Consider the following 25,499-nt stretch of genomic DNA (forward strand, 5'->3'; position numbering starts at 1 on the left):
GCGTGTTTGTAGAATTCGTTACCCACAGACATGGTCCCCTTTGCTCTCGTTAAAGGCCTTCTCAGTGTCATGGCTTGCGCTGCGCAAAGCTGGCGATGAACTCATCGAGGATGCGTTTGCTTTCGGCAGTTTCCTCGGCACTGGGCCCGCGAATATTGGCCCAGGGATCCGGCTTGGGCGCGACCGAGCCGTAGCGGATGCGCACGGACTTGAGGATTGCATCCCACACGGCCATGGCTTCGTAGTCGGTGAGTGAGGGGTTGACGGGTTCTGCAGGTGCTGGGAGCTGCCAAAGCGGCAGTTTGTAGCCTTTGTTGGCGAATTCGGGCAGGGTCCAGCGGACAAGGTCTCTTGGCTTATCAGGATCAATGGCGGAGCGTTTTTTTCCACCCGCCGATAAGCGGATGCTCATGCCTGGGCGGCTCAGGGAGGGATTGTTTCGATAGTTCTCGCTGACAAAGAGTATCTGACGGTGAGTATCGTCGCTGAAACCGATCAAGGACTCTTCGGCTTGCATGTCGGCCAGTGTGATTTTCCCAGCACGCAGATTCTCGTAATCGCCGGCGAGAAAAATCTTCGTGTCTTTTTGGGTGCGCACGTGCAAGCGCTCTTCGTCATCAGGCGAGAGTGCATTGATGTAGATGGTCAGCGATACATCCGAAGCTGGCGGGCGAAAATAGAAGCTGGCGATCTCCTGATCGTGATGACTTCGGATCACAATCGGCCCCAGGGCAAAGCCTGCACCGGCGTTCTCAGGTGTAACTTTGAATATTTCCTTGGATAGCTTTAACAGGCGGGCCTCAACGGGGGCTGTATCACCGTCATAGGATGACGCGCGGAGCATGACGTAAGCATCACCAACCAGTAGATGGAATTCGTGGACGAAGGTGTCTGGGACTTCGGTGCTCTCAAAATACTGCAGCCATATCTTCTGCGGGGTTTCACGACTTGCTGAAACCAACATAGATGCGTTCTGCTGTTCATCGTTCTTGACCGCCGCGATTCGGTGCGCACGCTCGTTCAATGCGGCATCAAACCGCTGCTGCGTCACGCCCTCTCCCAAGACTCGCACCTCTACCGACGAATGATCGGCGCCTAGCCCGTAGTAGAGCTTCACGTCACCGCCGCCACTCCAGTTGGCCGGCAAATCAATCAAGCCTCGGCCCAGCGCCCAGGTGCGCATGTGGGTAGTCATTTCGCTCACGTTGTGTTTCTCCTGTTCGCTGGGTTGTTTGAAAGCGGCGCATCCCGCAAGCAACGCAAACGTCAGGCACATCAAAAAAAGGCGCCGCCTGCACAAAAGGAGTTGGGAGGGTTGACGGTGAAGGCGGCTAAAAAAAAGCCGGCGGGCGCTATTCATTGATCGCTATCCCCTGGTAACGCCCTGCGCTTTTCCAAACTGGCGATGAACTCATCGAGGATGCGTTTGCTTTCGGCGGCTTCCTCTGCACTGGGCCCGCGAATGTTGGCCCAGGGATCCGGCTTGGGCGCGACCGAGCCGTAGCGGATGCGCACGGACTTGAGGATTGCGTCCCACACGGCCATGGCTTCGTAGTCGGTGAGTGAGGGATTGACGGGGTCCGGACTGGCGGGCTGTTGCCAAAGCGGGAGGTCGTAGCCTTTGTTGGCGAATTGGGGAAGTGTCCAGCGCACAAGGTCTTCTGGTTCATCGGGGTCTATTGGTCCTGCGCTCATACCTCCTGCTGAAAGGCGAATGCTCATGGCAGGGCGGCTCAGGGAGGGGTTGTCTCGATAGTTCTCGCTGACAAAGAGTATTTGACGGTGAGTATCGTCACTGAAACCAATCAAGGACTCTTCAGCTTGCATGTCGGCCAGTGTGATTTTTCCAGAGCGCAGATTTTGGTAATCGCCGGCGAGAAAAATCTTCGTGTCTTTTTGGGTGCGCACGTGCAAGCGTTCTTCGTCATCAGGTGAGAGCGCGTTGATGTAGATGTTCAGCGATACGTCAGAAGCAGGAGGGCTGAAATCGAAGCTGGCGATTTCTTGGTCGTGATGACTTCGGATCACAATCGGCCCCAGGGCGAAGCCTGCACCGGCGTTCTCAGGTGCGACTTTGAATATTTCCTTGGATAGCTTTAACAGGCGGGCCTCAACCGGGGCTGTATCACCGTCATAGGATTCGGCGCGGAGCATGACGTAGGCGTCACCCACCAGCAGATGGAATTCGTGGACGAAGGTGTCTGGGACTTCGGTGCTCTCAAAGTACTGCAGCCATATCTTCTGCGGGGTTTCACGACTTGCTGAAACCAACATAGATGCGTTCTGCTGTTCATCGTTCTTGACCGCCGCGATTCGGTGCGCACGCTCGTTCAATGCGGCATCAAACCGCTGCTGCGTCACTCCCTCTCCCAAGACTCGCACCTCTACCGACGAATGATCGGCGCCTAGCCCGTAGTAGAGCTTCACGTCACCGCCGCCACTCCAGTTGGCCGGCAAATCAATCAAGCCTCGGCCCAGCGCCCAAGTGCGCATGTGGGTAATCATTTCGCTCACGTTACGTTTCTCCTGCTCGCTGGGTTGTTTGAAGGCAGTACATGCTGCGAGAGAGCCCAGCACCAGGCAGACAAAAAGAATGATCAGCCGACGCATAGGGGCCTCTTGGCGTTCGCCGCAATTTTGATGATCGAATAGAGGGTGAACTGCTGTGTTAGCGGGTTGGCGTAGGACGCTTCATGATCAAAGCCGGGCGCCTTGATTTGCTGGCGGACGCCACCGTTGCGCGCCTGTTTTACCGGTGCGCCGCCCGAACTGACCGGTACAGTTCCGTCGCCGGAGCCATCCTGCATCTTGCAATGCAGCTCCCAATAGCTGGTCTGCACGGTTTTGACGGGCGCATCGGGATCGCCACGCAGGGGCGGTATGGGTTGCTCGTGGCCGCCGACATACACAGGGCTGCGGCCATCATCCCTGACCTGATGCATCTGGAGATTGGAAACAGTGAAGCTGTCGGGGTGCGAGCCGTGGGGCCCGTTGAGGCGAGACCCGCGCTGCATTTGCCAAGTGATGGATTCGAAGCTGGGGTGCTTGTCTTCGCTGCCGTAGTAGACGTAGGTTTGAGGGTGATAGGAGCCGCTGATACGTTGATGAAAGGCTTTTGCCTTTTTAATGTTGTCCGCAAATGTTCCCCACGTAATCGGATCACCATCCTTCGGTGCCAGCCACTCTTCACGCAGTAATCCCCACCAACGGTCGCGGCGTAGATAAATCTCTTCGTAAGGGTCTTTTACAGGCTGGCGCGGCATCGCCGAAATACCCTGGTTGTCGATCAGCCTCAGCCAGCCAGGGGCATAATCCTGTGTAGGCAGCAGCTGCAAAGCACCAGGCGCCTGCGCGAAAACGGCGGTCACTTCCTGGCCGGTCGGACCAATCACTGCTCCGGCAATCGGATCTTCATCGCTCATACCGACCTTGCAACGGCGGTAAGCGACCGGAGCCCCAGTGGCGGGCATTACCCCATGCACGACGCCCGCAATTTTTGCACTCATGCCGGGCAACTGCGCACATCGTCGAGCCACCAATCCGCCCATGGAGTGGGTGACCAGAATGACTTGCTGACAGTTTCGACCGTATTGGTGCATCAGTTCGTCAATGCGTTCGGCCAGGCGCTGTGCAGCGACTTTGTTGGAATCCAACCAGTTATACCCACACGCATGCACCGGCATTCGATAGTCACCGCGCGCCAACAACTCATCCGAGATAACCGGCGGCAACTGGCTGGCCAGGGTGGCTCCCAATCCCGGCATGGCAATGGGGGTTTCGGGTTTTAACCGGGTGATATGAGTCGGCCCAGGCTCGACAGCGACGGTATGCAGGTGCTCGGGCCGAATGTCGAATTGCGGCCATTGGTGAGGCAGGAAATGGTTGTTCAGGGTTTCTTCCAGCCAAAGAAGAAAAGCGTGATAGCTGGTTTCACTGACCTCGCCCCAGCCGCGTTCTTCATAGCGTTTTCTCAAGGCCTGGAGGGTATTTTTCCTGTCCAACCCCGGCTGTGCCAGAACTGTACCAGCAGCACGTTCAGGCACTGCGCCCTGGTTGTCCACCTCAACCCTGGCCGGATGCAAAAGTTTTTGTCGTATACCGGCTTTTTTGTTGATCCAGTTCAGGGCCAGCCACATATTTTTGCCCATGAGCCCCGCATCCAGGCGCCACACAGGAACGGCCTTTTCCTTGTTATTGCGCTTATCAGGCTTACTCTTCAAATTCGACCCCATAATCCCCGGCACAAAAATCACCGGCAGAATCCCGTCCGGCGGCAATATGCAGTGCACCGGGTCGGTGATGTGGCTGGGCGTCAGGGTCCAGGTATGCACGGGATTGCCCCGAGCGTTGTAGGTCATGGGCGCAACACGAGGCGCCGATGGGTTGTCGGTCATGCGGGTTCTCCGTTTTCAAGCCATTGCAGTGCAAGCCCTTCCAGCGTCATGCCCTGTTGCAGGGTGACGAAGCCATCACCATCGGTGCGGCCTTCGAACCGTGCGCCGTCTTTGCGCACCAGCGCGTAGGCACGGTTGCGGATGGGTTGGCCGTTGGCGAAGAAGGTCTGAAAGCGTTCGTTGAACGAGGTGCTGGGCCAGCTATTGAGTTGCGCTGCGGCATGGCTTGGATCAACGAAGTATTTGTTTGCGGCTTTCACCGTGAAATTGCCAGGCATGCCCAGCTCGATATGACCGCCCTGCATCTTGATATAGGCCCCACCGCACAACAGGGTGATGTGCTTGTCGGCAGTGACCAACACATGTTGCTGGCTGGCGCTGATTTCCACGCTCTGGTCTGCCTGCACCTGAATGCTGTTGTGTTGGGCCTGCAACAGCAGTTGCCCCTTATGGGCGATATGGCGCATGTCGCCACCCTGGGCGAACAGGCCGATTTCGTCGCCCGCATTGACGACCACTTTTTTACCCGCGGTGAGCTGCTGGTTCTGCTGGGCAACGCTGTCGATATGCTCGCCTGCGCCCATGACGATGCTGCGGGACGTCGCGGCAGCGATGCCGGCAGGCCCACTTAACGCGATGATGGGTTGCGCGCCATTGCCGGTGCCATTGGCCTGATCATTGGCACCATGGCCCAACGCATTCACGGCATCAGTCAGGGACTGCTGCGGCTGCGCATTCAGGACAATTGCCTGGGCATTTTCGGCAGATGCTCCCAGCTGTTTGGCCAATGTCAGAGCGGCTTGCAATACATCAATCACCTCCTGGCGCTCTAGCTGGCCCGCACCGGCCTTCAGTTGCGCCTCGGCAGTCAGCAACAATCCTTTTGCTGCACGCAACGCTCCATGACCATCCGTGCGTAATTCAAAGCCTTCGCCCCTTGGCCGGCCACCACCATAGTGACGTGGATGCGTGAGGTAACCCAGGTGCAGCGCGCTGTGCGTGTGCTCGCTCATTAATGCCGCACTGATTTGCCCGGTAGTGTCGTCAATACGCAACTCATTGGCTTGGGTGCCGCCAAACTCGCGGCTTTTGGTTGTTGCTATAGCTTTCAGCTTGGGTAGCTCATAGGGCGGCAAATTGGTCTGCCGGTACGCTCGTCCAATGGCGATCGGCTGATCGGGATCTCCGTCCAGATGGCTGATCACTAATTCCTGCCCCACACGGGGGATGGCCATCGAGCCCCAGGTCGCCCCGGCCCAGCCTTGGGTGACGCGGATCCAGCACGAGCTGTGGTCGTTGTTTTTGTCCGAACGGTCCCACGGGAACTGCACCTTGACCCTGCCCCATTCATCGCAATAGATCTCCTCACCCGGCGGGCCGACCACGGTGGCGATCTGCGGGCCGTCGATGCGTGGTTTGTTGCCTATCGGCGCTTTCCAGTCGGAGGCCCAGCGGATGGCTGTGGCCTTCAGTTCATAGAACGTGCCACTGTCACTGCCAAATGCTTCTTCCTGCAGGCTGGTGTGTTGTTTGCCTTCGTGGGTGATGGCGATAGTGCGCCAGCGATCATTGAAGTCCTCGCGTGGGTGATCGCTGAGATCAAACGCCAGCCCCGGTTGCAGGCGGGCGTCATCACCTTCCAGATGCGCCAGCTTGGCGTCGTTGCGCAGCGCAGCCAGGCGTGTCTTGGTAAAGGGCTTGCCGGAGATATCGCGCTTATAGCGGCCGGGGTAGTCGTAGCGCTCGTAATCCTTGTGCTGGTTGTTCAGGTCCTGGTCGCCGGTGGCGGTGTGCTGCTGGTTATAGCGCGGGTGAGTGAAGGTGTAGTCGCGCTGCACCTGTACGGCGGTGCGCACCTGTTCGGTGTAGTGGAAGCGGCTCAAGGCCGGTTCCATCGAGTCACCTCCGGCCATTGGCTGGTAGATCACGGGACAATCGGTGTGCGTGCAGATGGTGCCCAGGCCGCCGACGCGGTCGGTGAGGACCAGGGTGTGGCCGTCGGCGCGGTGTTCGAAGGTGTAGAGCAGGCCTTCTTCGGCGGCGAGGCGGTCGATGAAGTCGAGGTCGGTTTCGCCGGCCTGCACGCAGTATTCGCGGGGTTGGTGTTCGAAGCAGATTTCGCTGCGAATGTCGGTCAGTTTCTGCTCGGCCAGCATGCTGGTGATGATGTCGGGCACGGTCTGGGCCTGGAAGATGCGCCAGTTGGAGCGCAGGTTGAAGCGCGCCAAGGTGGGTTCGACGACCGCGCTGTAGCGGGTACGACGAAAGCCGGTATCGCCCTGAGTGAATAGGCTGACCAGTCCGTGCACGTAACGTACCGGAGTTTCACCGCGCCAGATCGTGAACAGCCCCGCCAGGTCGAGCACGTTATTGAAGTCAATGGCTGCGTTGTGGCTGGCCAGTTCCAGGGTGAGCTTGAACGGCTGGGACAGGCTTTCATCGAGCTTGAACGAAACAACGTCGAAGGCGTCGTCTTTCAGGGGTTCGAAGGTAAAACGCAGATCGCTTTGGCGGGGCACGTGACTAGTCCTTACGTTCACTGATAATGGTTGCCACTTTCCGATACAACTCCGGCTCCCACCCCTGCGCCGTGGTCTCGCGCATCAGCCGCGCCACACTGGCGTACAGGTCATCCGCCAGCCACGACAGGCCACGGGATGCCAGCAGGTCAGCGGCAATCACCGTGGCGTAGCTGCGCTGGCGCGGGGCGTCATGGGTGGCGTGCAGTTCCTGCAGGCGCAGCAGCACCACTTCCACGCCTTCGCTATTGAGCTGGCTGGCCAGTTCGTCACGCAGCCCGGCGTATTCCTGCACCGGGCTGCCGGTGGCTTGCGCCTGATCGGCGCCGGTGATCCAGGCCTGGGTTTGCGCATCCACGAACGGCGTACCGTCGCTGAAACACAACTCCAGCACGGCCGGCAAACGGCAGACAAACCGCTCGCAGGTCTGGCGAATCGCGGCCCCCACTTCTTCCATCGCCAGCCGCGAGGCGACCTCGGCGGCCAGGTAACTGCCGCGCAGCCAGTACGGCGAGGCGCAGACACTTTTTTCGATGCGCAGCAGCAGGTTCGGCTCAATGGCGTTGTGGTTCAGCGCGTCCTGATAGCCGTCGACGATGTCCTTGGGCACGGCGGTCAATTCAGTGCGACGGTCGCGGGTGATGGGAGGCGCTGTGCGCAAATGCGACCACAGGCCGAAGCGGCGCAGTTGGTAGCCGGTGGGGTCGTAGGGGTCTTGTTGATTGATCTGCTCGGCCATGTTCAACACGGTGCGGCGTTGTTCACGTTCGTTACTTGGCGCTTGCGGTTTAGGCGGGCTGAAAAAGGCCGCGTCCAGAGCGCCGCTGGCAGTGGGCGTACGGGCAGGCGCGTTCACCACGGCCGGCTCGCTGTATTTGTCCAACTGCCGTTGCAACGTGTCCAACGCTGCGGCGTCGAGCTTGGCGCTGTCGACGCACTGTTGCAGGTTAGCCAGCGCCCGTTGCGCCGCCACTTGATAGGCCGGTTCAAAACTGCTGCGTTCCAGGGTCGGCAGTACCTGACCCAGATCCTCCAGCAAGCGTTGAACCTGCTTGCGCTTGTTCAGGTAACCGGTGGGGCCGGGTTTGGGGTAGGCGTTGTCCCAATACTGTTCGACCATACCTGCAATCAGCCCGAGAGCATCGGCCCAGCGTACCCACTGGCGGGTACGCAACCAGACCACTTGCAAATGGCCGACGATGCGCCAGTGCTTGCACTGGGTCGCCAGGTAATCGCGGGAGGCTTCGTCGATGTAGGGCCAGTCGATATCGCTCTCGCGCAAGCCGCCCAGCTTGACCATCTCCTGGTCGATGGCCTGGTAGGTCTCGTCCTCCACATCGAAATGCCCAGCAGGCTGCTCGGCGTCGATGGGGGCCAACAGCCGCTCGACAATATCGACCGGAACATCGATTACCAGCGACATGCCTGACGCTCCTGTTCGATCAGTTCGCCAAGCCCCTCGGCATCGAATACCAGGCCGTGCAGCCGCGGATAGTCACTCTCCAATCGCAGGCGCTGGCCACCGCCCATGTTGCGCAACAAGGAAATCGCCTGCAGGCCGCGCCCGGCATCGACTACCAGGCCCGCGTCGTCCAACACCTGCCATTGATAAGCTGCCGAAACCGGACGTTCGTCCTTGAACAATTGAATGCGAATTTTGTTGGGCTTGGCCGGTTCATCCAACACCAATTGCAACCGCGAAATTTTTGACTCGCAGCTGATGGCCAAATAGGGCCGGGGCGGTAATGCGCCCAAGGCGGGCGCCGAGATGACCAGCCGGGGTGGCTGAGCGTTGTCCGGCGCTGGGAATGACGATAACAAGAAGCGCTGGTCCTCGGGCGGGCGCTTGGCCTCATTGCGCTGCACCAGATCGACAATCGGCAGCACCCGACTCAGGGTGCGCGGCGGTGCAGGCGGATGATAGATGGGCGTGCCGGCAGCCAGGTCAAAGCATTCCAGGCGTTTGAGTGGAGACACGATCGCCGGGCAATCTTGTGCATTTACTTGCGGGGCAATCAGTACCGTACACAGGCCCCCAATCCAACGCCAACGTTGCCATCCTTTGCGCATCAGCGCCTCCCTCTAACTATTCAACTTTTACTATTGACGAAGATAAAACCCACCCTCGACCACAGCAATTTCGCGAACTATTAAATAACGGACAGGCAAGCCAGAGGCACTACTTTTCTGCAAAGCACTTAAATATCAGATGCACCCCTCAGACAATAAAACCAAATAGCGTACGAATTTTCACCATAACAATAAAACCATTAAACATGGAATTTTCTTACATCCCGAGACCACGAAATGAATCGACTTCGTCCGACATGACTTTTTATGAAACATGGGCTTTTAATAGCGCCACCTTCAAAAAAGGACTTTTCCCATGTCGAAATCTCAAAGTTCCGTCGCGCCTAAAGAACGCATCAATATCAAGTACGTCCCAGCCACAGGTGATCAACAAGCCGAAGTCGAGTTACCACTGAAGCTGTTGATCACGGGTGATTTCAAAGGCCACGGTGAACTAAGCGCCCTTGAGGACCGGCAATCCGTTCGAATAGATCAAGACACCTTCAATGAAGTACTCAGCAAAGCCGAAGTTGCTCTGGACATGGCGGTTCCGTCTGTTCTTAACAACGACCAAGACACCGACTTGAACGTGCAACTTCAATTCAAAAACATCAATGACTTCGGCCCCGATGCGGTCGCCCGCCAAGTACCGGAGTTGAACAAGTTGCTGGAACTGCGCGAAGCCTTAGTTGCGCTCAAGGGCCCCATGGGCAATGTCCCGGCCTTTCGTAAACACCTGCAAAACCTGCTGACCGATGAAACCGCCCGTCAACGCCTTGCCAGTGAGCTGAACCTGGTGCTCGACGCGCCCAACAACTGACTTGAACGCCCTTCTCAACGGAGTACTCCCCATGCCTATGGAAAGCGCCGCCGCCCAAGTATTGGTGGCTGACGAACCCCTGTCGTTGCTCGACCAACTGCTGGCCAACACCACCATTCGTCCGTCCCAGGAAGGTTATGCCGTGGCCCGCCAAGGCGTGGCCGCGTTCATCAGCGAGATCCTGCAAAGCGGTGATCACCAGCAACCAGTCAACAAGCGCCGCGTCGACCAGATGATTGCTGAAATCGACCGCGCCCTGGGTAAGCAGATGGACGTGATCCTGCATCAGCCGCAGTTCCAGCAACTGGAATCGGCGTGGCGTGGGCTGAAGCTGCTGGTGGATCGCACGGACTTTCGCGAAAACATCAAGCTGGAAATGCTGCACGTCACCAAAGAGGAACTACTGGACGACTTCGACAACGCTGGCGACATCACCCGCAGCGGCTTGTACAAGCACGTCTACACCGCCGGCTATGGCCAGTTTGGCGGCGAACCGGTGGGCGCCATCGTTGGCAACTACACCTTTGGCCCCAGCTCGCCGGACATCAAACTGCTCAGCTACGTTGCCTCCATCGGCGCCATGTCCCATGCGCCGTTTGTGTCGGCGGCCGGGCCTGAGCTGTTCAACCTGGAAGGCTTCCAAGGCCTGCCTGATCTCAAGGAAGTCAGCGACATTTTCGATGGCCCACGCCACACGAAATGGCGCGGTCTGCGCGAATCAGAAGACGCCCGCCACCTTGCACTGACCCTGCCGCGCTTTTTGCTGCGCGCGCCCTATAGCACCGACGACAATTCGGCCCGCAGTTTCGGCTACGACGAAACCGTCGACGGCAATCACGACAATTACCTGTGGGGCAACACCGCGTTCCTGATGGCCTCGCGCATCACCGACAGCTTCGCCCGCTACCGCTGGTGCCCGAACATCATCGGCCCGCAATCCGGAGGCGCGGTGGATGATCTGACGGTGCACCTGTATGAATCCCTCGGCCAATTGCAGGCCAAGATTCCTACCGAAGTGCTGATCTCCGACCGCAAGGAGTTCGAGCTGGCCGAAGCCGGTTTTATCCCGCTGACCATGCGCAAGGACAGTGACAACGCGGCGTTTTTCTCTGCCAACTCGGTACAGAAACCGAAGAGCTTCCCCAAGACCCGCGAAGGCCAGGAAGCCCAGACCAACTACAAGCTCGGCACCCAGTTGCCGTACCTGTTTATCGTCAATCGCCTGGCCCACTACATCAAGGTGCTGCAACGCGAACAGATCGGCAGTTGGAAGGAACGCCAGGACCTGGAGCGTGAGCTGAACGACTGGCTCAAACAATACATCGCCGACCAGGAAAACCCTTCGTCCGATGTGCGCAGCCGTCGCCCCTTGCGCGCCGCAAAAGTCGTGGTGCAGGACGTGGAAGGCAATCCAGGCTGGTACCAGGTGTCGCTGGCCGTGCGCCCGCACTTCAAGTACATGGGCGCCAACTTCGAGATATCCCTCGTCGGTCGGCTGGACACCCAATAAGTGGGTGCCAGCCTGTTCGAACGCTTGGAACCCGACGCACCGCGCTACCGCCCCGACAGCGCGGATGAACAGGCGCGCCAGCGTGTCGAGGCGATCAAACGCCACTTGGAACAGGTGCTCAACTCACGCCAGGGCTGCTCGCAAAGCAACCCTGAGCTGGGCCTGCGCGATTTCAACGGCGTCACCCAGGCCAGCAGTGATCTGGTGGTGGCCATCAGCACCGATATCCGGCGTTCGGTGGAAGCCTTTGAACCGCGCATCAAGGTCACGGGCGTGCGCTTTCAGCCCGACCCGGACCTGCCGCTGGAGCTGAACTTTCACTTGGATTGCCAGGTGCAGGTCAACCACAAGGAAGAACAGGTGCAGATCGAGGTGGCTATGCACGGCCGCGACGGTTACACCCGCGTGAGATGAGAATGCAATGGACTTGAAACAACGCTTTGCCGAGGAGTTGCGCTACCTGCGCGAGCTCGGCCGCGAGTTTGCCGAGGACAACCCGCAGTTGGCGCAGTTTCTTGGCGACAAGGCCGGTGACCCGGATGTGGAGCGGTTGCTGGAAGGCTTTGCCTTCCTCACCGCCAAGCTCGGCATGAAGATCGACGACGATTTGCCGGAGCTGACCCATCCGCTGCTGCAGATGCTCTGGCCCAACTACCTGCGGCCGTTGCCCAGCGCGACCATCATCCGTTTTACACCGTTGCCGGATGCGATCAGCCAGCGCCAGGTGATCCCAAAGGGCACGCCGTTGTTTGCCAAACCGGTGGATGGCATCTCCTGCCAGTTTCGCACCTGCACTGACGTCAACCTGTACCCACTGGCCTTGCAGGAAGTCAGTGACGCCCACAGCCGTGAGGCCTCGGTGATGCGCATCGACCTCAAGGTGTTGACCGAGCAGCCGCTGACCAGCATGGCCTGCGACCAGCTGGATTTTCATCTGGGTGGAGATAACGCCACTGCACTGACGTTGTACCTGTGGCTCGCCCACTACTTGGACAGCGTCACGTTGCATATTGATAAGCAAAGCTATCGCCTGCCGGCCAAGGCTATCGGCTTTCCCGGTTTCACACCCGACGAGGCGCTGCTGCCCTACCCGCGCAATGTGTTCGATGGCTACCGGATCCTGCAGGAGTATTTTGTGTTCCCGCAGCGTTTTCACTTTTTCAGCCTGGCCCAGCTGGCGCGCGTCTGGCCCGAGGTCAGCGCCACCAGCCTGCGCTTTGAATTTCAGTTCAGCCGGCCCATGCCGCCTGATATCCGTCTGCGTACCAGTGATCTGCACCTGTACTGCGCGCCGGCGGTCAACCTGTTCCGTCACGACGCCAATCCGATTGCGCTGGATGGGCGCAGCCTGGAACGGCGTATCAGCCCCAGCGGCAGCCGCCCCGAAGCCTACGAGATTTTCAGCGTCGACAAGGTGGCCGGTTGGGATGCCGCCGACAAGGAGCGCAAGGGCGATCCGTTGCGGCGCTTTACCCCGTTCGAGTCGTTCCAGCATGAGATCGAACACGCGCGGGGCCGCACCGCGCTGTACTTCCGCACGCATATCGAAGAGTCCCATGGGCGCGAGGGCTTGCGTCATCGCATCGCTTTCGTGCGCGGCGACGAAAGCCTATACATCGGTGAGCATGAAGCAGCGTCCATCGAGTTGACCTGCAGCAACCGCGATTTGCCGCAGTTGCTGGGCGTGGGAGATGTATCGCTGTCCACCGAAGTCACGCCGTCGTTCGCCACCTACACCAACCTGATCGCACCGACGCGCAGCTACCGGCCCGTGCTGGACAGCAGCCTGCACTGGACGCTGATTTCCAACCTGTCGCTGAACTACCTGTCGTTGCTGTCGGCCGAGCCGCTCAAGGCGGTGATCCGCGCCTATGACTTCGCCGCCCTGCACGACCTGCAACAGGCCCGCGCCACGCGCAAGCGCCTCAACGGTATCCAGAATGCCGTGACCACCCCCATCGACTGGCTGATGAAGGGCCAGCCGGTGCGCGGCGTGCAAACCCATCTGCAACTGGACCAGAACGCCTTTCTCTGCGAGGGCGAGTTGTACCTGTTCGCCAGCGTGCTTTCGCACTTCTTCGCGCTGTACGCGAGCATCAACTCCTTCCATCGCCTTGAAGTGATCAATACCACTAACAACGAGCGCTACGAATGGCCACTGTTGACCGGCAGACAACCCGTGATTTAGCCGATGTGCTGCTGGCCGACGCGCGGAACTACTCGTTTCACCGTTTGCTGGAGCATCTGCACGCATTGCACGGCGATGACCTGGAGGCGCAGCCCTTGAGTGCGGCGGCGAGACGCCGTGTGCGCCTGCAAAGCCATGCGGGGTTGGGCTTTCCGGCCTCCGACGTGGTCGAGGCGGCACGCATTGAGGAGGACCGCGAAGAGGTGCGCTATCGCTTGCAGACCAGTTTCTTTGGCCTGCACGGTACCGACTCGCCCTTGCCCGGTTATTACCTGGACCGCCTGGCATACGAGCAGGCCCAGGAGCGCGGGATTCGCCCGGCGTTCATGGACTTTTTCAATCATCGCTTGCTGACCCTGCTGCACACCAGCTGGCGCAAGTACCGCTACTACATTCGCTTTCAGGCCGAGGCCAGCGACCGGTTTTCGCGCTACGTATTCTCCATGGTCGGGCTGAACGACAACGACCTGCGCGGTGCGACGCCGCTGCCCTGGGGCCGCCTGCTGAGCTTTGCCGGGTTGATTGCCAACCGCAGCCGCTCGCCGTCGGTGGTGTCCGGCATCGTCGAACATTGTTTCGACCTGCACGGCGTGCATATCCGTGAATTCGAGGCGCGCTCGGTGAGTTTGGACCAACGCCAGCGCCTGTCACTTGGCAAAGCCAACGGTGTTCTCGGAAGCGATTTCGTGGTGGGTGACCGCAGCAAGACCCGCGCCAGCAAGTTCACCCTCGTCATTCCCAGCCTGACCCAGGCGCGCTTTCGGCAGTTTTTGCCCAGCGGCGAGCAGTTCGGGCGATTGCGCCAGTTGATGGATTTTCTGCTGCGCGATGCCACCGCCTACGACCTGGAACTGGGACTACGCGAAGAGGATGTACCGCCGTTCAACCTGCAACGCGCCAGCGGCACCCACCTGGGCTGGACCAGCTTTATCGAACATCAGGAACAACGTCATCCCGCCGTGGTGCGGATTCGGGGGCGCGCATGAAGCTGACCCTGGTTATCAATAATCCTGCGCAGTTGCTGCACGGGTATTTGCCCCTTCACCGGTTTGGCCCACAGGGCGGCAGCATCGGCAGTGCCGCGGTGGACTGGCGCCTGGAAGATCGCCACAACAGCGTACGCCCTAACCACTGCGACATCCGCGTCATCGAAGGGCGCTTCTGCGTGATCGACCGCTGCGGTAGAACCTACGTCAACGGTCACGACCTGCCGCTTGAGCGCCATATTGCGATAAGCCTCAACGACGGTGATCGGTTGCAGATTGGTGCGTATCAGGTTGCGGTGCAGTTGGGCGAGCACGCCCCAGGGCAGCATTCGCTCGATGAGCTTCTCGGCGACCACCCTGAAGGCATGCACGTGTGGCACCAGGAAGATCTGCCGAGTCGGCCACAGGTGGATAAGCGACCTGCTACTTGCCCGGAATTCGAACGCCTTTGCCAACCCGTGGATTTAACCGAGCAAGGCGACCCGCTGCGAGCGATGCATAAGGCGCCGCCACCCGAGCCGCTGGCGGATGTTCGCGCGCCTGCACACAAGCGCAGCGTCAGCCTGCTCAGCAACCTGCGCCTGGGCACCCTGTTGCTCGCCTGCCTCACCCTCGGCGGCTGCACCATGCTCGGCAAGATCGGCCAGGTGATCTGGACGCCCTCCATCCCAGTCGGCGGCCCCGACGACCAGCCCAGCCGCTACTCCCTGAGCCTGTACGCCAGCGACGACGTCAACCCACGCCTGATCAGCACCGGCACGGCACTGGATGAAGACGCGAGCCGTTCGCCCTACACCCTCAACGTGCAGGCAACCAGCCCGCAAGCCCTGACGGACAAAGTACAAACCCTGCTCAGTCACCTTTACGAAAGCGTGCCGGCCCAGTCGCCACTGAGCGAGGAGCCAGCAACCGTCGTGCCGATGTCGCCTATCGAAGACGCGCTGTTGGGCGACTACGACGCCCAAGGCGTCAGCCTCACCACGCCCTGGGGCAACCCGGCGCTGGCGCATGTTGCCACGCCCATTGCCTTCAAGGTCTTGCAGTTGACCGACGACTCGCTGCTGGTCAACGCCAGCCCTCAGGCCATGGCCGAAGACCTGAAAAAGACTTTGGGCAGCACCTACATCCGCGCCGACGACTACCTGCTCAACCCCGGCCAATTCAAGTTCATCGACCTGCGCGCCCTGGATGAAGACACCCGTTTTATCGCAGTGATTGCCAACTACCACAACACCGATGTCGGCCAGTGGAAACAGCGCCTGCGCGTCGAGCCCAAAGGTCGCCAGTACGCCGTACTGGTGCAGTTGGATGCCACCCAGGTCAGCCTCAAGGGAGAAACCCGATGACGCCTTTTTCAGCCGCTTTTGCCCCGAGTAATCACCGATGAGTTCACGCAACCCCGTCATCTGGCATGAAGGTTTGTTCGTCAAACCCCAGCACTTCCAGCAACAGGCCCGCGCCGCCGAAGCCGCCGTGCACCAGCGCCTGCACAGCCTCAACGACGCCCTTTACGGCTTCAGCGAGCTGGCGTTGAACGACGAATACCTGAGCTTCGGCAAAATCGCCATTACCCGGGCACGCGGGATCATGCCCGACGGCAGTGTCTTCGACATTCCCCACGACCTGGCACCGCCCTCCCCGCTGGAGATCGTTGACAGCAGCGCGGTCGGCCAGATCGTCTACCTGGCTCTGCCACTGCGCTCCAACGGTGCCCTAGAAGTGCGCTGGCCCAACCAGTACGGCAACAGCCGCTACATCGCCCGCCGCGAAGAAATCCGCGACACCCACAGCGATGACGGCGATCAGGTCGGCATGGCCCTGGCCGTGCCCAACCTGCAACTGATGCTCGAACGCAGCGACCGCAGTGCCTTCACCGGCATCGCCCTGGGTAAAATCAAAGACAAACGCCCGGACGGCAGCCTGGTAATGGACGAGCATTTCTACCCCACCAGCCTGTCCCTGCAAGCGGTGCCGGCGCTGCATCGCTACCTGGGTGAAGTGGCCGGGTTAATGCGCGAGCGCGCCAAAAACCTGGCCCAGCGTATCGGCTCACCGGGGCAGTCGGGGGTGGCTGATGTCACCGACTTCAACCTGCTGCAAACCCTCAACCGCTTGTTCCCACTGTTCCAGCACCTGGCTCGCCAACGCCAAGTTCACCCGGAACGGCTTTACATCGCACTGGCCCAGGCCTGCGGCGAACTGGTGACTTTTACCGACGAAGGTCACCTGCCCCAGGAATACCCGGCCTACCAGCACGACAATTTGCGTGAATCCTTCCAGATGCTGGAGCACACCCTGCGCCGCGCCCTGGGCACCGTGCTGCAACCGCGTGCGGTGTCGTTGCCGATCGTCGATCAGCAATACGGCGTGCGCAGCGCCGCTTTGAACGACAAGCGCCTGTTGGAGAACGCCGAATTCATCCTCGCCGTGCGCGCCGAACTGCCCGCCGAGACCCTGCGTCAGCAACTGCCCCGGCAGATCAAGATCACCTCCACCGAAGGGCTGGAGCAACTGGTCAGCCTGCAACTGCCGGGTATCCCATTGCGACCGCTGCCGGTGGCGCCGCGCCACCTGCCGTTCCATGCCGGCTTCAGCTACTTCGAACTCGACCGCCATCACCCGGCCTGGCAAAGCCTGAGCAGCGGCAGCGGGTTCGGTTTCCATATTGCCGGTGAATTCCCGGAGCTGGAGTTGCAGTTCTGGGCGATCAGGAGTGAGAGAGATGAGTGAAGCAACGCCCACCGAAACCCCGCCACCTGCGGACAGCCATCAGCTCTTGGGTTATTTGCAACAGGCAACCGGCAGCAAAGAACCGGACCCTGTTGAGGAGCCGGCCAAGCCAAAGCCGCCCGTGCTGCTCGCCGACCCTGAATACGACTTGCGCGGCGTGGCCTGGAACCCGCTGTGCGATGCCGCCACGCCACTGATCGGCCTGGTGATCCGTCTGCGCCGCCTGGACCACCACGACGACGTGCCCGCGCTGTACCAGAGCGTCAGCAACCAGATCACCACGATCATGGAAGAAGTCAGCCAGCTCGACTACGACGCCGGCATGCTCAAGGCCTACTCCTACAGCCTGTGCCTGTTGATTGACGAAGTGGTCATGCGCACCACCTGGGGCCGGCTCTCAAGTTGGAGCGCACGCTCGTTGCTCAGCCAGTTCCACGGGGAAACCCAGGGCGGCGAAAAATTCTTCACCGTCATGAACAACATGATCCCCGAAGCGGCCCGGTATCAGCATGTGCTGGAGTTCATGTACCAGTGCCTGATCTCTGGTCTCAAGGGCAAATACGGCGCGCATATCAAGGGCGACGACGAAATACAGAAGATCATCGACCAACTGCACGGCCTGTTGCGCCCCCTGCGCGGCGAGACGCCCAAGCGCCTGACCGACCCGCTGAAAAACGTCGCGCCGCGCAATTACCGGATCAAACGCGCCTGGCCATTGTGGACACCTTGGGCCATGGCCGCCGTGGTGCTGACGGTCGCCTACACGATCTACTCCATCCGCCTGAACGCCATCACCCAGCAGGTGCTGGTGTCGCTGGAGCGGGTGCTTCACCTGTAACCGATTTTCAGCGCGCTCATCCCGAGCGCCTGCAAAGCCATGGCCGTATCGGCCATAACCTGCGGCCCTCTGGGGCCGTTCACTTGATCGCGACAAGGAGCTTGTCATGCCAACACCCGCGTACATCAGCATCCACGGCAAAAACCAGGGCCATATCACCAAAGGCGCTTTCACCGCCGATTCGGTGGGCAACGTTTATGTGGAAGGCCACGAAGACGAAATACTCGCCCAGGAAATCGACCATCAGATCGGTGCCCCTACCGATCCGCAAAACGGTCAACCCACCGGACAGCGCGTGCATAAACCGCTGACCTTCACCAGCGCGCTGAACAAAGCCTCGCCGTTGCTTTACCAGGCCCTGGCCACCGGCGAAATGCTGCCGACCGTCGAGGTCAGGTGGTTCCGCACCTCCACCGATGGCAAGCAGGAGCACTTCTTCACCACCAAATTGGAAGAGGCCACCGTCGTCGACATCCACACCGTATTGCCTCACGCCCAGGACAGTGAGAACGAAAACTACACCCAACTGATCAAGACCAGCCTGTCTTACCGCAAGGTGAGCTGGGTTCACGTAGCGGCCGGTACCGAAGCCTCGGACGACTGGCGCAGCCCGGCAGAAGCCGGCTAAGCGCGGCCCCTGCTCCTCCGCTGCTCTTCGTGCAGCGGCGGAGCCTTCACTGACTCAATACTTATCAGGAGGCTCTATGCCTGCCGTCGTTCTGGTCGGTCACGACCATGATTGCCCGATGTGTGGCCCCACTACCGTCGACAGCGGTACTCACAGTGTGACCGTAAACGGCCGCGCCGTCGCCCGTGTCGGCGACACCCTGAGTTGCGGTGCCGTGATTACCAGTGGCTCGCCCTCGATGACCGTCAATGGACAGCCAGTAGCCCGTGTCGGCGATACCACCGATCACGATGGAAAACTGGAAAACGGTGATATCAGCTGGTTGATCGACTGACATTCACACTCTCGACAAGGAGGCTCCATGCCCCGCCAAAGCGACCTGCGTTTCACCTTTGAACCCTTGAAAGGCGACGCCTTCGACGTGGTCTCGTTCACCCTTGAAGAAGGACTGTCCCGGCCGTTCAAACTGGAACTGGAACTGGCCAGTCACAGCGCTGCCATCGACTTCAATCGGGTGCTCGATCTGGCGGGGCTCTTTACCCTATGGCGTGGCGATACCCCGGTGCGCTACGTCCACGGGTTGGTCAGCCTGTTCCAACAAGGTGACACCGGCTTTCGCCGCACCCGCTACACCGCTGTGGTCGAACCGACGTTGGCGCGTTTCGACCTGCGCTCCAACTGGCGCATCTTCCAGGGCCAAACCGTTCCCGACATCATCACCAGCGTGCTGACCGAGAGGCAGTTGACCGACATCCGCAGCGAAATCTGCTTCGAGCACCAACCCCGCGAATACTGCGTACAGGCCGGCGAAACCGACCTCGACTTCATCGCCCGTCTCGCCGCCGAAGAAGGCCTGCTCTACACCTTCGAACACCGCGCCGATGGCCACACCCTCGTCCTCACCGACCGCGTCGGCGGCCTGGGCACCATCGGCACCCACACAGACTGCCCGGTGATCTACCAACCCATGGGGGGCGGCGACGCCACGGAACCGGCACTGACTCGCTTCCACTACACCGAACAAGTGCGCACCGCCGTGCAGGTGCAGCGCGACTACACCTTCACCCACCCCCGCTACAACCAACAGCACACCGTCACCGGCGATCAGGACCTGAATAACCAGCACAAAGACTACGAACGCTACGACTACCCTGGCCGCTACAAGCGCGACATCGCTGGCAAGCCCTTTACCAAGACCCGCCTGACCGCGCTGCGTAACGACGCCAAGCTTGCGCATGTGACCGGTGACGATGCGCGACTGCAACCGGGGTTGGCGTTCGACCTCAACGAGCATCCCCGTGAGGATTTCAATGATCGCTGGCGCACCATTGCTGTTACCCACGAAGGCAAACAGCACAGCAGTCTGGAGGAGGAAGCATTCGGCAGCGACAGCGGCACTTCCTACGAAATGAAGGCTAGCGCGATCCACTGGATGTCCGACTGGAAAGCGCCGCTGTGCGAAAAACCCTGCATCGACGGCCCGCAGATCGCCACCGTAGTCGGCCCGCCAGGGGAAGAGATCTATTGCGATGAATGGGGCCGGGTCAAGGTGCAGTTCCCGTGGGACCGCTCGGACAAAAACAACGATCAGAGTTCGTGCTGGATCCGTGTGGCTCAGGGCTGGGCCGGGGCGACCTGGGGTGCCATGGCCATCCCTCGCGTTGGTCAGGAGCTGGTGATCAGCTACCTAAGCGGCGACCCTGACCAGCCGATCGCCACGGGCCGCACCTACCGCGAGACCAACCTGCCGCCATATGAGCTGCCCAAGCACAAGACGCGGATGACCATCAAGAGCCGTACGCATAAGGGCGAAGGCTTCAATGAGCTGCGTTTTGAGGATGAGCTGGGGCAGGAAGAGTTGTACATCCACGCTGAAAAGGACAAGAACGTCCATATCAATCATGACAACACAACGTTTGTAGGTAATAACCGCAAAGAGCAAGTAGGCAATGATGAACAGATCACAATCGGGAACGACCAGTCCCACGAGATCGGGCGAGACCACACGCTCTCCACCGGACGTGACCATGAGGCAACTATTGGCCGGGATCGCAGTGTGCAGGTCGGCAATAATCGCTACGACACCACCACGGCCAACCATCAAAGCGAAGTGGGCGGTCACAGCCAGCAAACGATCTCAGGGCAACATCGTCTAACTGCTGGCCAAGGCATGCACCACACCACCACGATCTATCAACTGCAAGCCAGTGAGCGTGTGGTTTTTCAAAGTCCCGGCGGCAGCCTCACGTTGGATGCGCAAGGCATCCACCTCAATGGTGTAGCGATAACCCTACGTGGTCCGGTGAGCTCTACGGCCCCAGGCAATGGCCACGCCTTGGCGCTGCAGTTGCAACCTGAATCAGGTCAGAGCTGTGTGGAGAAAAAACGATGACCCCGGCTAGCGTCCAAGCGTTCGTGGCCGAACAGCATGCACCCGATGCAACGCTGTACGTGTTACTCGACCCCTTGGCCGACTGCGCCGCAGACGATCCGTTACATATCGAGGCATTGCGTCAAACGCTGGGCAATGACGCCGTCATGCCTCTGAATCGGCCCGATCTAATCCATACGCCATCGGCCTGCCCAGTGCTGGTGGCCCTCGCCACGCCCGGGACCTCACCGTCGCAAGAACTATTGACGCTATCCGCCTTACGCGCTCATGAAGATCTGGACCGTTACAAACGTTACGTGTGCGGCTGGCTCAGTAGCAACGCTCCATCCCGAGACCTAAGTGCCCACATCGTGTCGCTCGGACAACTTCCCGTGGAGCAGGGCCAAGCGTTTTTTCCGGTCCATGAGCCCCTTCGCCTGGAGTTGCTGGCTGGCACCTTCCGTAGCAATGAGGGGCCTTGGTGGCCGATCCGTCACTGGCTGGTGCCTACCAGCAGCGGTACCGGCAGCGTTTTGGTGGGCAAACCCGAACATCGCACCGCCATGGGTATCTGCGCGGCGGCCGTGCAGTTGGACGCCCTCATGGTGTCCTCCTTGCTAAACAGTTGGCGACGCGCCCTTCGCTTGCCGCTGGCGTATGCCCCTGCGCGCTGGAGCGGCCCTACTGCACTCCCGCCCCAAGCGGCGGCACAGGCCTATATTCAGATCCAGCAAGCCCGCCAGCTTGGGCTTAGCCACCAGGACGACATCCTTACATTAGCCTTGCATCGCCTGATGCTGCATCCGCACCTGCACCAGCACACCGGCGTTCGCGCGTTGATTGAACAAGCGGTCCAAGGGCAAGCGCCGCTTAGCCAATTGCTGGCCCCCTACAACGACAACGCCTGGCAGCGGGCCGTGTCGGATCTGACCCATGCCGGAGCACTTCAATGACCTTGGGCACTCAACTAAGCATCGCCATAGCCGAAACCGCCGTTTCAAACGATCAATGCAAGGCCTGTCAACGTAAAGGGCTGCCCATCCTGCCATTGCGCCACGCCCTGGTGCCGCGCTCACCGAATGAGCCGGTGCGGCCGGATACCGTGCACATTGATACGCGCCTGGGCTTACGCACGTTGCGCGCCGGCTACCTGTATGTATTGCTGGATCGCAAAATCTGGCAGGCCTATCAGGTCAGCCCGGACGGGTATCTACGTCAATTCAACCCATACGCTCCGTCGCCCGCCAACGAGACCCCGCTGTCCGATGCTTGCGTCTCGGCCAATCACGATTGCCCGGCATCGTTCCTCAACATCGACACCAGCAAACACACCCAAGCGTGGCTGGCCTTTGCCAATGACCCGTGGCCTGCCAGTGTGCTGGACGCCTACAAGGCCGGTCAGGCTTCAGAGCGATTCCACAAGCTCGACCTTGCCAGTGCACGCGACAACCCCGCCAGCGTTGGCCTGGCCATGACGGATGAAAACCTGCAGGTAGACAAGCAGGTCTACGAATATCAACAACACCCGAAGAGTCCATTGCCCCTTTCTACCGAAACCGACTGGCGCTTTTATGAGCATCCGCCGCAAGAGGTAGCGCCAAGATTCGACAGCGTGCATGGTTTCCATAGCCGGGCCCATCGCCTGAGCGCACTGAAGGGCTTCCTGCGCAACGCCATCCCACAGCATCAACTCCAACACGGCGTCCTTGCATTTGTACTGGATGACATCATCGGCCTGGTGCAGGAGCTCAACGACACCCGCAACCGCTGGATCCAACAGCGCCAGGCCTGGATAAACGACCCGGACCGGGCTTATCGTTACCAGACCTCTCAGTTACTGTTGGCCATTCGCGAAGTCCATCGCGAACAGGCAGAAGGCCAGACGCCCCTAGCGGCGTCTGTCGAGCCCATGACCGGTGATGGCCCACCGGTATTTTCCAGTCCTGAGCAGCAACGCGAGCGGATCGTCCAGAAGCGCACACTCGCCAACAACCAGAAACTGGAAGAGCGCTACGATGAACAGAGCCGTGCCCTGTTTCACCAACTGTATGAGCAGGAATGGGCCAATTATCAGCGTTACATCGACCAGAGCGCACACGCCTACGCGGCAGCGTGTCGCTCCAGTCTGTTTGCATGTGTCGAGCAAAATGACTACGACGGCGATGATCGCCCATCAGGACAGGCCTACAGCCAGGCCATGGCGCTGTGCCTGGAAGGTGGTATCAGTGAAGCGCCCGCGACTCAAGATGACGGCCATACCGCCTCCCTGTGGAGTGAATGGCTGAACGACCCACAGAGCCCGATCTACCGCGCCCTTCTCTTGCGTGACAAAGGCTTGCTGGCCGATCTGTTGCCCAGTCTCAATGCCACAGGTGATAGCGACTGGAACGACAGCGAAAAGCTCTACTCCACCATTACCAAGCTCATCGCCAACGACGACTTCAAGCAGCATGTCCGCCCCCGCCTACAGCATGCCATGGCGCAGCTTCTAGGCGCCCTCAATGCCGCTGCCGCCCGCTTGCAACCGTCACTCGGCCCTGGCGTGGGCCGGGTGGTTTCGCGTATCAACAGTGCCAGCCAACTGCTCTACAACGGTATTCATCTGACCGAACTCAAGGTGAAGATGAAGCTAGGCGAATACTACGCCCTGCAATGCGAGCACCTGCGCAACCTGCAACGCAAAGCCGCTGATGCCATCGACCGCACCTGGGAAGGCCTCAAGGACGAGTTGGGCAAAACCGACGAAGAGGCCCGCAAGGTGCGCAAACAGGTGCGCCCGTTGATTCAGGGCGGCCTGCTCAGCCTGGCGGTACTGGACCCTAAAATAGCCAACCTCAGCGTGACCATCAGCGTTTGGGTGGAAGGCCAGGTCACCCAACTGCAGGACAGCCTGATGCGCCAGGCCAACCTCGGCGTGGATCAGCTGGGCAAAGGTGCCCACGCTGCGCTAGTCGAAATCGCAGTCGGGGTTAGCACCCTGGACCCGCAGGCGCGCAAGGTGCTGCAGGGGGTCAAGGTGTCCTCGTACCTGGCGGTTGGATGGGTTCGCAGCGGCTTTACCGGGCTGCGTGGGGCGGTCGGCAGTAGCGAGTTTTTGATGGCGATGGGCGGGATGTACCTGCTTAGTGACTCGCTGAACAAAAGTCTCAAGGAAGCGGAGAAAGCCATGGGTGAAAAGGCCGTTGAGGCCAGGTTGGCGTTGTATGGAAGTAGTTTGGGGGTGTTGGGTGGAGGGGTGGAAATCGTAGGCATCGTCCTGGAAAAGGGGGCGGTGCAGATGCAGAAGGCGGGCAGCTTGTCTGCCCAGGCGATGACTGCCGCAAAAGCGACTGCACGGGTGGGCAACGTATTTGTACGTGCCGGGGGGAGTATTGGTGCTGTGGCGGGGCTGTACGATGCGACGCGAGCGGGGTTTGCTTTTAATCGCACTCGGAACGGAGGGGATACTCCAGCAGCAGGAGGTTATCTCCTATCTGCCATTGCCTCGGGTCTGGGAGCGGGGGCCAGCATTTGGGCCGCCGTTGCAGGTACCAGTACGCTACTTGGTCCAATGGGCATAGCCATACTTCTCGGCCTAGCAGGATACGGTTTGTACAAATGGGCCGAGCGAGAAGAATCAACACCTCTCGACCGCTGGGCTCGCCGTTGTTTCTTTGGAATGCACAACGAAGTTCCACCTGTTCATTGGAACAAACCAGAACACGCCCACATCGCCATCGCCGACCTAAATGCCGCGACCATTGGCGTTGAGGCTGGCGTCAACTTCCGCTTGCGAATCGTCGATAGCGGGTCGCATGGCTGGGGCGGCCCCATGGGTAGTGTGGGCGCACAGGTCCATGAACAGCACCTCGAATATCGCCTGGTTCTGCCGTTCTTCGACGCCAACCGGTCGGCCTATCGTTGGTCACTAACGGTTCATCGTCACGGCGATGGCTCGGCCAACGAGTACACCGGCGGCGAAGTGCTGGCCGAAGGCGAGTTGAATCCCCCCACCCTGGCAACCGCCGCCAGCGAACGCCGAGCGGCGCTGGCTGTGCCCAAACGTCCGAACAAGCCTGACTACCGGGCCGACAGCACCCTGCCCACGCAGGAAGTTCGCACCGTCTCGTTGCCCGATAACCGTACCTCGCAGGTCAACGATATCAAAGGCGCGGTTGTACTGTTGCCCGACCGCCGTCGGCACAACATTGAAGCGGCGACCTTGTCGGTAACCTACTGGCCCGATCGCGACATTCACGATGCCTATGCCGAGCTCATCTTGATGGATAGCTTGTAAACCACAGCCTTGGGTGAACTCGGCATGGGCATTTGCCTACTTTTCCCATAGCAACAATCGCTGTTGATCATCAACAGTGTGCCTGCTTATTGGTTGACTGCTGCCCGCTTGAAGCGAAGGTAAAAAAACAGCTCTCAACCCCAACTGGAACTACTCCAATGCTATTCAC

At 60.0% G+C, this 25,499-nt stretch carries 19 protein-coding genes; 13 read left to right on the forward strand and 6 right to left on the reverse strand.

The features are described from left to right. Positions 1–67: 67 nt before the first annotated feature. The 6 genes from QZR30_RS26830 to vasI are packed head-to-tail and all read right to left on the reverse strand — an operon-like array spanning position 68 to position 8,983. Positions 68–1,360 (reverse strand): T6SS immunity protein Tli4 family protein, encoded by a 1,293-nt coding sequence (locus QZR30_RS26830; RefSeq protein WP_235577347.1) that lies wholly within the window; start codon positions 1,358–1,360, stop codon positions 68–70. Then, on the reverse strand, positions 1,357–2,610 hold the full coding sequence (locus QZR30_RS26835) for a T6SS immunity protein Tli4 family protein (RefSeq protein ID WP_068966860.1): 1,254 nt from the start codon (positions 2,608–2,610) through the stop codon (positions 1,357–1,359). The genes QZR30_RS26830 and QZR30_RS26835 overlap by 4 nt, the downstream gene beginning before the upstream one ends. Beyond that, the gene (locus tag QZR30_RS26840; protein ID WP_059398331.1) at positions 2,598–4,394 is read right to left on the reverse strand and encodes an esterase/lipase family protein; all 1,797 of its coding nucleotides are present in this window, start codon (positions 4,392–4,394) and stop codon (positions 2,598–2,600) included. The genes QZR30_RS26835 and QZR30_RS26840 overlap by 13 nt, the downstream gene beginning before the upstream one ends. After that, the gene (locus tag QZR30_RS26845) at positions 4,391–6,913 is read right to left on the reverse strand and encodes a type VI secretion system Vgr family protein (RefSeq protein ID WP_059398330.1); all 2,523 of its coding nucleotides are present in this window, start codon (positions 6,911–6,913) and stop codon (positions 4,391–4,393) included. The genes QZR30_RS26840 and QZR30_RS26845 overlap by 4 nt, the downstream gene beginning before the upstream one ends. A 4-nt stretch (positions 6,914–6,917) precedes the next feature. Further along, positions 6,918–8,336 (reverse strand): type VI secretion system protein TssA, encoded by a 1,419-nt coding sequence (tssA, locus tag QZR30_RS26850; RefSeq protein WP_059398329.1) that lies wholly within the window; start codon positions 8,334–8,336, stop codon positions 6,918–6,920. Beyond that, positions 8,324–8,983: a type VI secretion system-associated protein VasI gene (gene vasI / locus QZR30_RS26855; protein WP_231989041.1), complete on the reverse strand. Its 660-nt coding sequence runs from the start codon at positions 8,981–8,983 to the stop codon at positions 8,324–8,326. The genes tssA and vasI overlap by 13 nt, the downstream gene beginning before the upstream one ends. Positions 8,984–9,299: 316 nt before the next feature. Here vasI and tssB point away from each other — a divergent pair, with 316 nt between their 5' ends. From tssB to QZR30_RS26920, 13 genes are all read left to right on the forward strand, one after another. Then, positions 9,300–9,803: a type VI secretion system contractile sheath small subunit gene (tssB, locus tag QZR30_RS26860; protein ID WP_057024156.1), complete on the forward strand. Its 504-nt coding sequence runs from the start codon at positions 9,300–9,302 to the stop codon at positions 9,801–9,803. Between the two features lie 37 nt (positions 9,804–9,840). Then, on the forward strand, positions 9,841–11,313 hold the full coding sequence (tssC, locus tag QZR30_RS26865) for a type VI secretion system contractile sheath large subunit (protein ID WP_311904669.1): 1,473 nt from the start codon (positions 9,841–9,843) through the stop codon (positions 11,311–11,313). Continuing rightward, the gene (gene tssE / locus QZR30_RS26870; protein ID WP_311904660.1) at positions 11,314–11,727 is read left to right on the forward strand and encodes a type VI secretion system baseplate subunit TssE; all 414 of its coding nucleotides are present in this window, start codon (positions 11,314–11,316) and stop codon (positions 11,725–11,727) included. Between the two features lie 7 nt (positions 11,728–11,734). Next, on the forward strand, positions 11,735–13,501 hold the full coding sequence (gene tssF / locus QZR30_RS26875) for a type VI secretion system baseplate subunit TssF (protein WP_311904662.1): 1,767 nt from the start codon (positions 11,735–11,737) through the stop codon (positions 13,499–13,501). After that, positions 13,465–14,487 (forward strand): type VI secretion system baseplate subunit TssG, encoded by a 1,023-nt coding sequence (tssG, locus tag QZR30_RS26880; protein WP_311904663.1) that lies wholly within the window; start codon positions 13,465–13,467, stop codon positions 14,485–14,487. Before tssF ends, tssG begins: the two co-directional genes overlap by 37 nt. Further along, positions 14,484–15,833 (forward strand): type VI secretion system lipoprotein TssJ, encoded by a 1,350-nt coding sequence (gene tssJ / locus QZR30_RS26885; RefSeq protein WP_311904664.1) that lies wholly within the window; start codon positions 14,484–14,486, stop codon positions 15,831–15,833. Before tssG ends, tssJ begins: the two co-directional genes overlap by 4 nt. Before the next feature lie 37 nt (positions 15,834–15,870). After that, positions 15,871–17,217 (forward strand): type VI secretion system baseplate subunit TssK, encoded by a 1,347-nt coding sequence (gene tssK, locus QZR30_RS26890; RefSeq protein WP_311904666.1) that lies wholly within the window; start codon positions 15,871–15,873, stop codon positions 17,215–17,217. Next, positions 17,210–18,055: a type IVB secretion system protein IcmH/DotU gene (icmH, locus tag QZR30_RS26895; RefSeq protein ID WP_059398323.1), complete on the forward strand. Its 846-nt coding sequence runs from the start codon at positions 17,210–17,212 to the stop codon at positions 18,053–18,055. The genes tssK and icmH overlap by 8 nt, the downstream gene beginning before the upstream one ends. Positions 18,056–18,161: 106 nt before the next feature. Continuing rightward, entirely contained in the window at positions 18,162–18,683 is a 522-nt protein-coding gene (locus QZR30_RS26900) for an Hcp family type VI secretion system effector (protein WP_059398322.1), read from the forward strand. Positions 18,684–18,759: 76 nt separating this feature from the next. Then, a complete protein-coding gene (locus QZR30_RS26905) occupies positions 18,760–19,017 on the forward strand; it encodes a PAAR domain-containing protein (RefSeq protein ID WP_059398321.1) in 258 nt (85 codons plus the stop codon). Between the two features lie 27 nt (positions 19,018–19,044). Then, positions 19,045–21,075 carry a type VI secretion system Vgr family protein gene (locus QZR30_RS26910; RefSeq protein ID WP_274358285.1) on the forward strand — a complete coding sequence of 677 codons (2,031 nt, stop codon included), beginning with the start codon at positions 19,045–19,047 and terminating at the stop codon, positions 21,073–21,075. Continuing rightward, on the forward strand, positions 21,072–22,007 hold the full coding sequence (locus QZR30_RS26915) for a hypothetical protein (RefSeq protein WP_059398319.1): 936 nt from the start codon (positions 21,072–21,074) through the stop codon (positions 22,005–22,007). Before QZR30_RS26910 ends, QZR30_RS26915 begins: the two co-directional genes overlap by 4 nt. Further along, on the forward strand, positions 22,004–25,330 hold the full coding sequence (locus QZR30_RS26920) for a T6SS effector BTH_I2691 family protein (RefSeq protein ID WP_311904668.1): 3,327 nt from the start codon (positions 22,004–22,006) through the stop codon (positions 25,328–25,330). Before QZR30_RS26915 ends, QZR30_RS26920 begins: the two co-directional genes overlap by 4 nt. Positions 25,331–25,499: the final 169 nt, after the last annotated feature.

This window comes from Pseudomonas sp. rhizo25 (assembly GCF_031931935.1).
Lineage (GTDB): Bacteria > Pseudomonadota > Gammaproteobacteria > Pseudomonadales > Pseudomonadaceae > Aquipseudomonas > Aquipseudomonas synxantha.

Bases quoted from the DNA above. Each gene is read 5' to 3' on its own strand.
- QZR30_RS26830 (WP_235577347.1), bottom strand. From the start codon at position 1,360: ATGAATAGCGCCCGCCGGCTTTTTTTTAGCCGCCTTCACCGTCAACCC.
- QZR30_RS26835 (WP_068966860.1), bottom strand. From the start codon at position 2,610: ATGCGTCGGCTGATCATTCTTTTTGTCTGCCTGGTGCTGGGCTCTCTC.
- QZR30_RS26840 (WP_059398331.1), bottom strand. From the start codon at position 4,394: ATGACCGACAACCCATCGGCGCCTCGTGTTGCGCCCATGACCTACAAC.
- tssA (WP_059398329.1), bottom strand. From the start codon at position 8,336: ATGTCGCTGGTAATCGATGTTCCGGTCGATATTGTCGAGCGGCTGTTG.
- vasI (WP_231989041.1), bottom strand. From the start codon at position 8,983: ATGCGCAAAGGATGGCAACGTTGGCGTTGGATTGGGGGCCTGTGTACG.
- tssB (WP_057024156.1), top strand. From the start codon at position 9,300: ATGTCGAAATCTCAAAGTTCCGTCGCGCCTAAAGAACGCATCAATATC.
- tssC (WP_311904669.1), top strand. From the start codon at position 9,841: ATGGAAAGCGCCGCCGCCCAAGTATTGGTGGCTGACGAACCCCTGTCG.
- tssF (WP_311904662.1), top strand. From the start codon at position 11,735: ATGGACTTGAAACAACGCTTTGCCGAGGAGTTGCGCTACCTGCGCGAG.
- tssG (WP_311904663.1), top strand. From the start codon at position 13,465: ATGGCCACTGTTGACCGGCAGACAACCCGTGATTTAGCCGATGTGCTG.
- tssJ (WP_311904664.1), top strand. From the start codon at position 14,484: ATGAAGCTGACCCTGGTTATCAATAATCCTGCGCAGTTGCTGCACGGG.
- tssK (WP_311904666.1), top strand. From the start codon at position 15,871: ATGAGTTCACGCAACCCCGTCATCTGGCATGAAGGTTTGTTCGTCAAA.
- icmH (WP_059398323.1), top strand. From the start codon at position 17,210: ATGAGTGAAGCAACGCCCACCGAAACCCCGCCACCTGCGGACAGCCAT.
- QZR30_RS26900 (WP_059398322.1), top strand. From the start codon at position 18,162: ATGCCAACACCCGCGTACATCAGCATCCACGGCAAAAACCAGGGCCAT.
- QZR30_RS26905 (WP_059398321.1), top strand. From the start codon at position 18,760: ATGCCTGCCGTCGTTCTGGTCGGTCACGACCATGATTGCCCGATGTGT.
- QZR30_RS26910 (WP_274358285.1), top strand. From the start codon at position 19,045: ATGCCCCGCCAAAGCGACCTGCGTTTCACCTTTGAACCCTTGAAAGGC.
- QZR30_RS26915 (WP_059398319.1), top strand. From the start codon at position 21,072: ATGACCCCGGCTAGCGTCCAAGCGTTCGTGGCCGAACAGCATGCACCC.
- QZR30_RS26920 (WP_311904668.1), top strand. From the start codon at position 22,004: ATGACCTTGGGCACTCAACTAAGCATCGCCATAGCCGAAACCGCCGTT.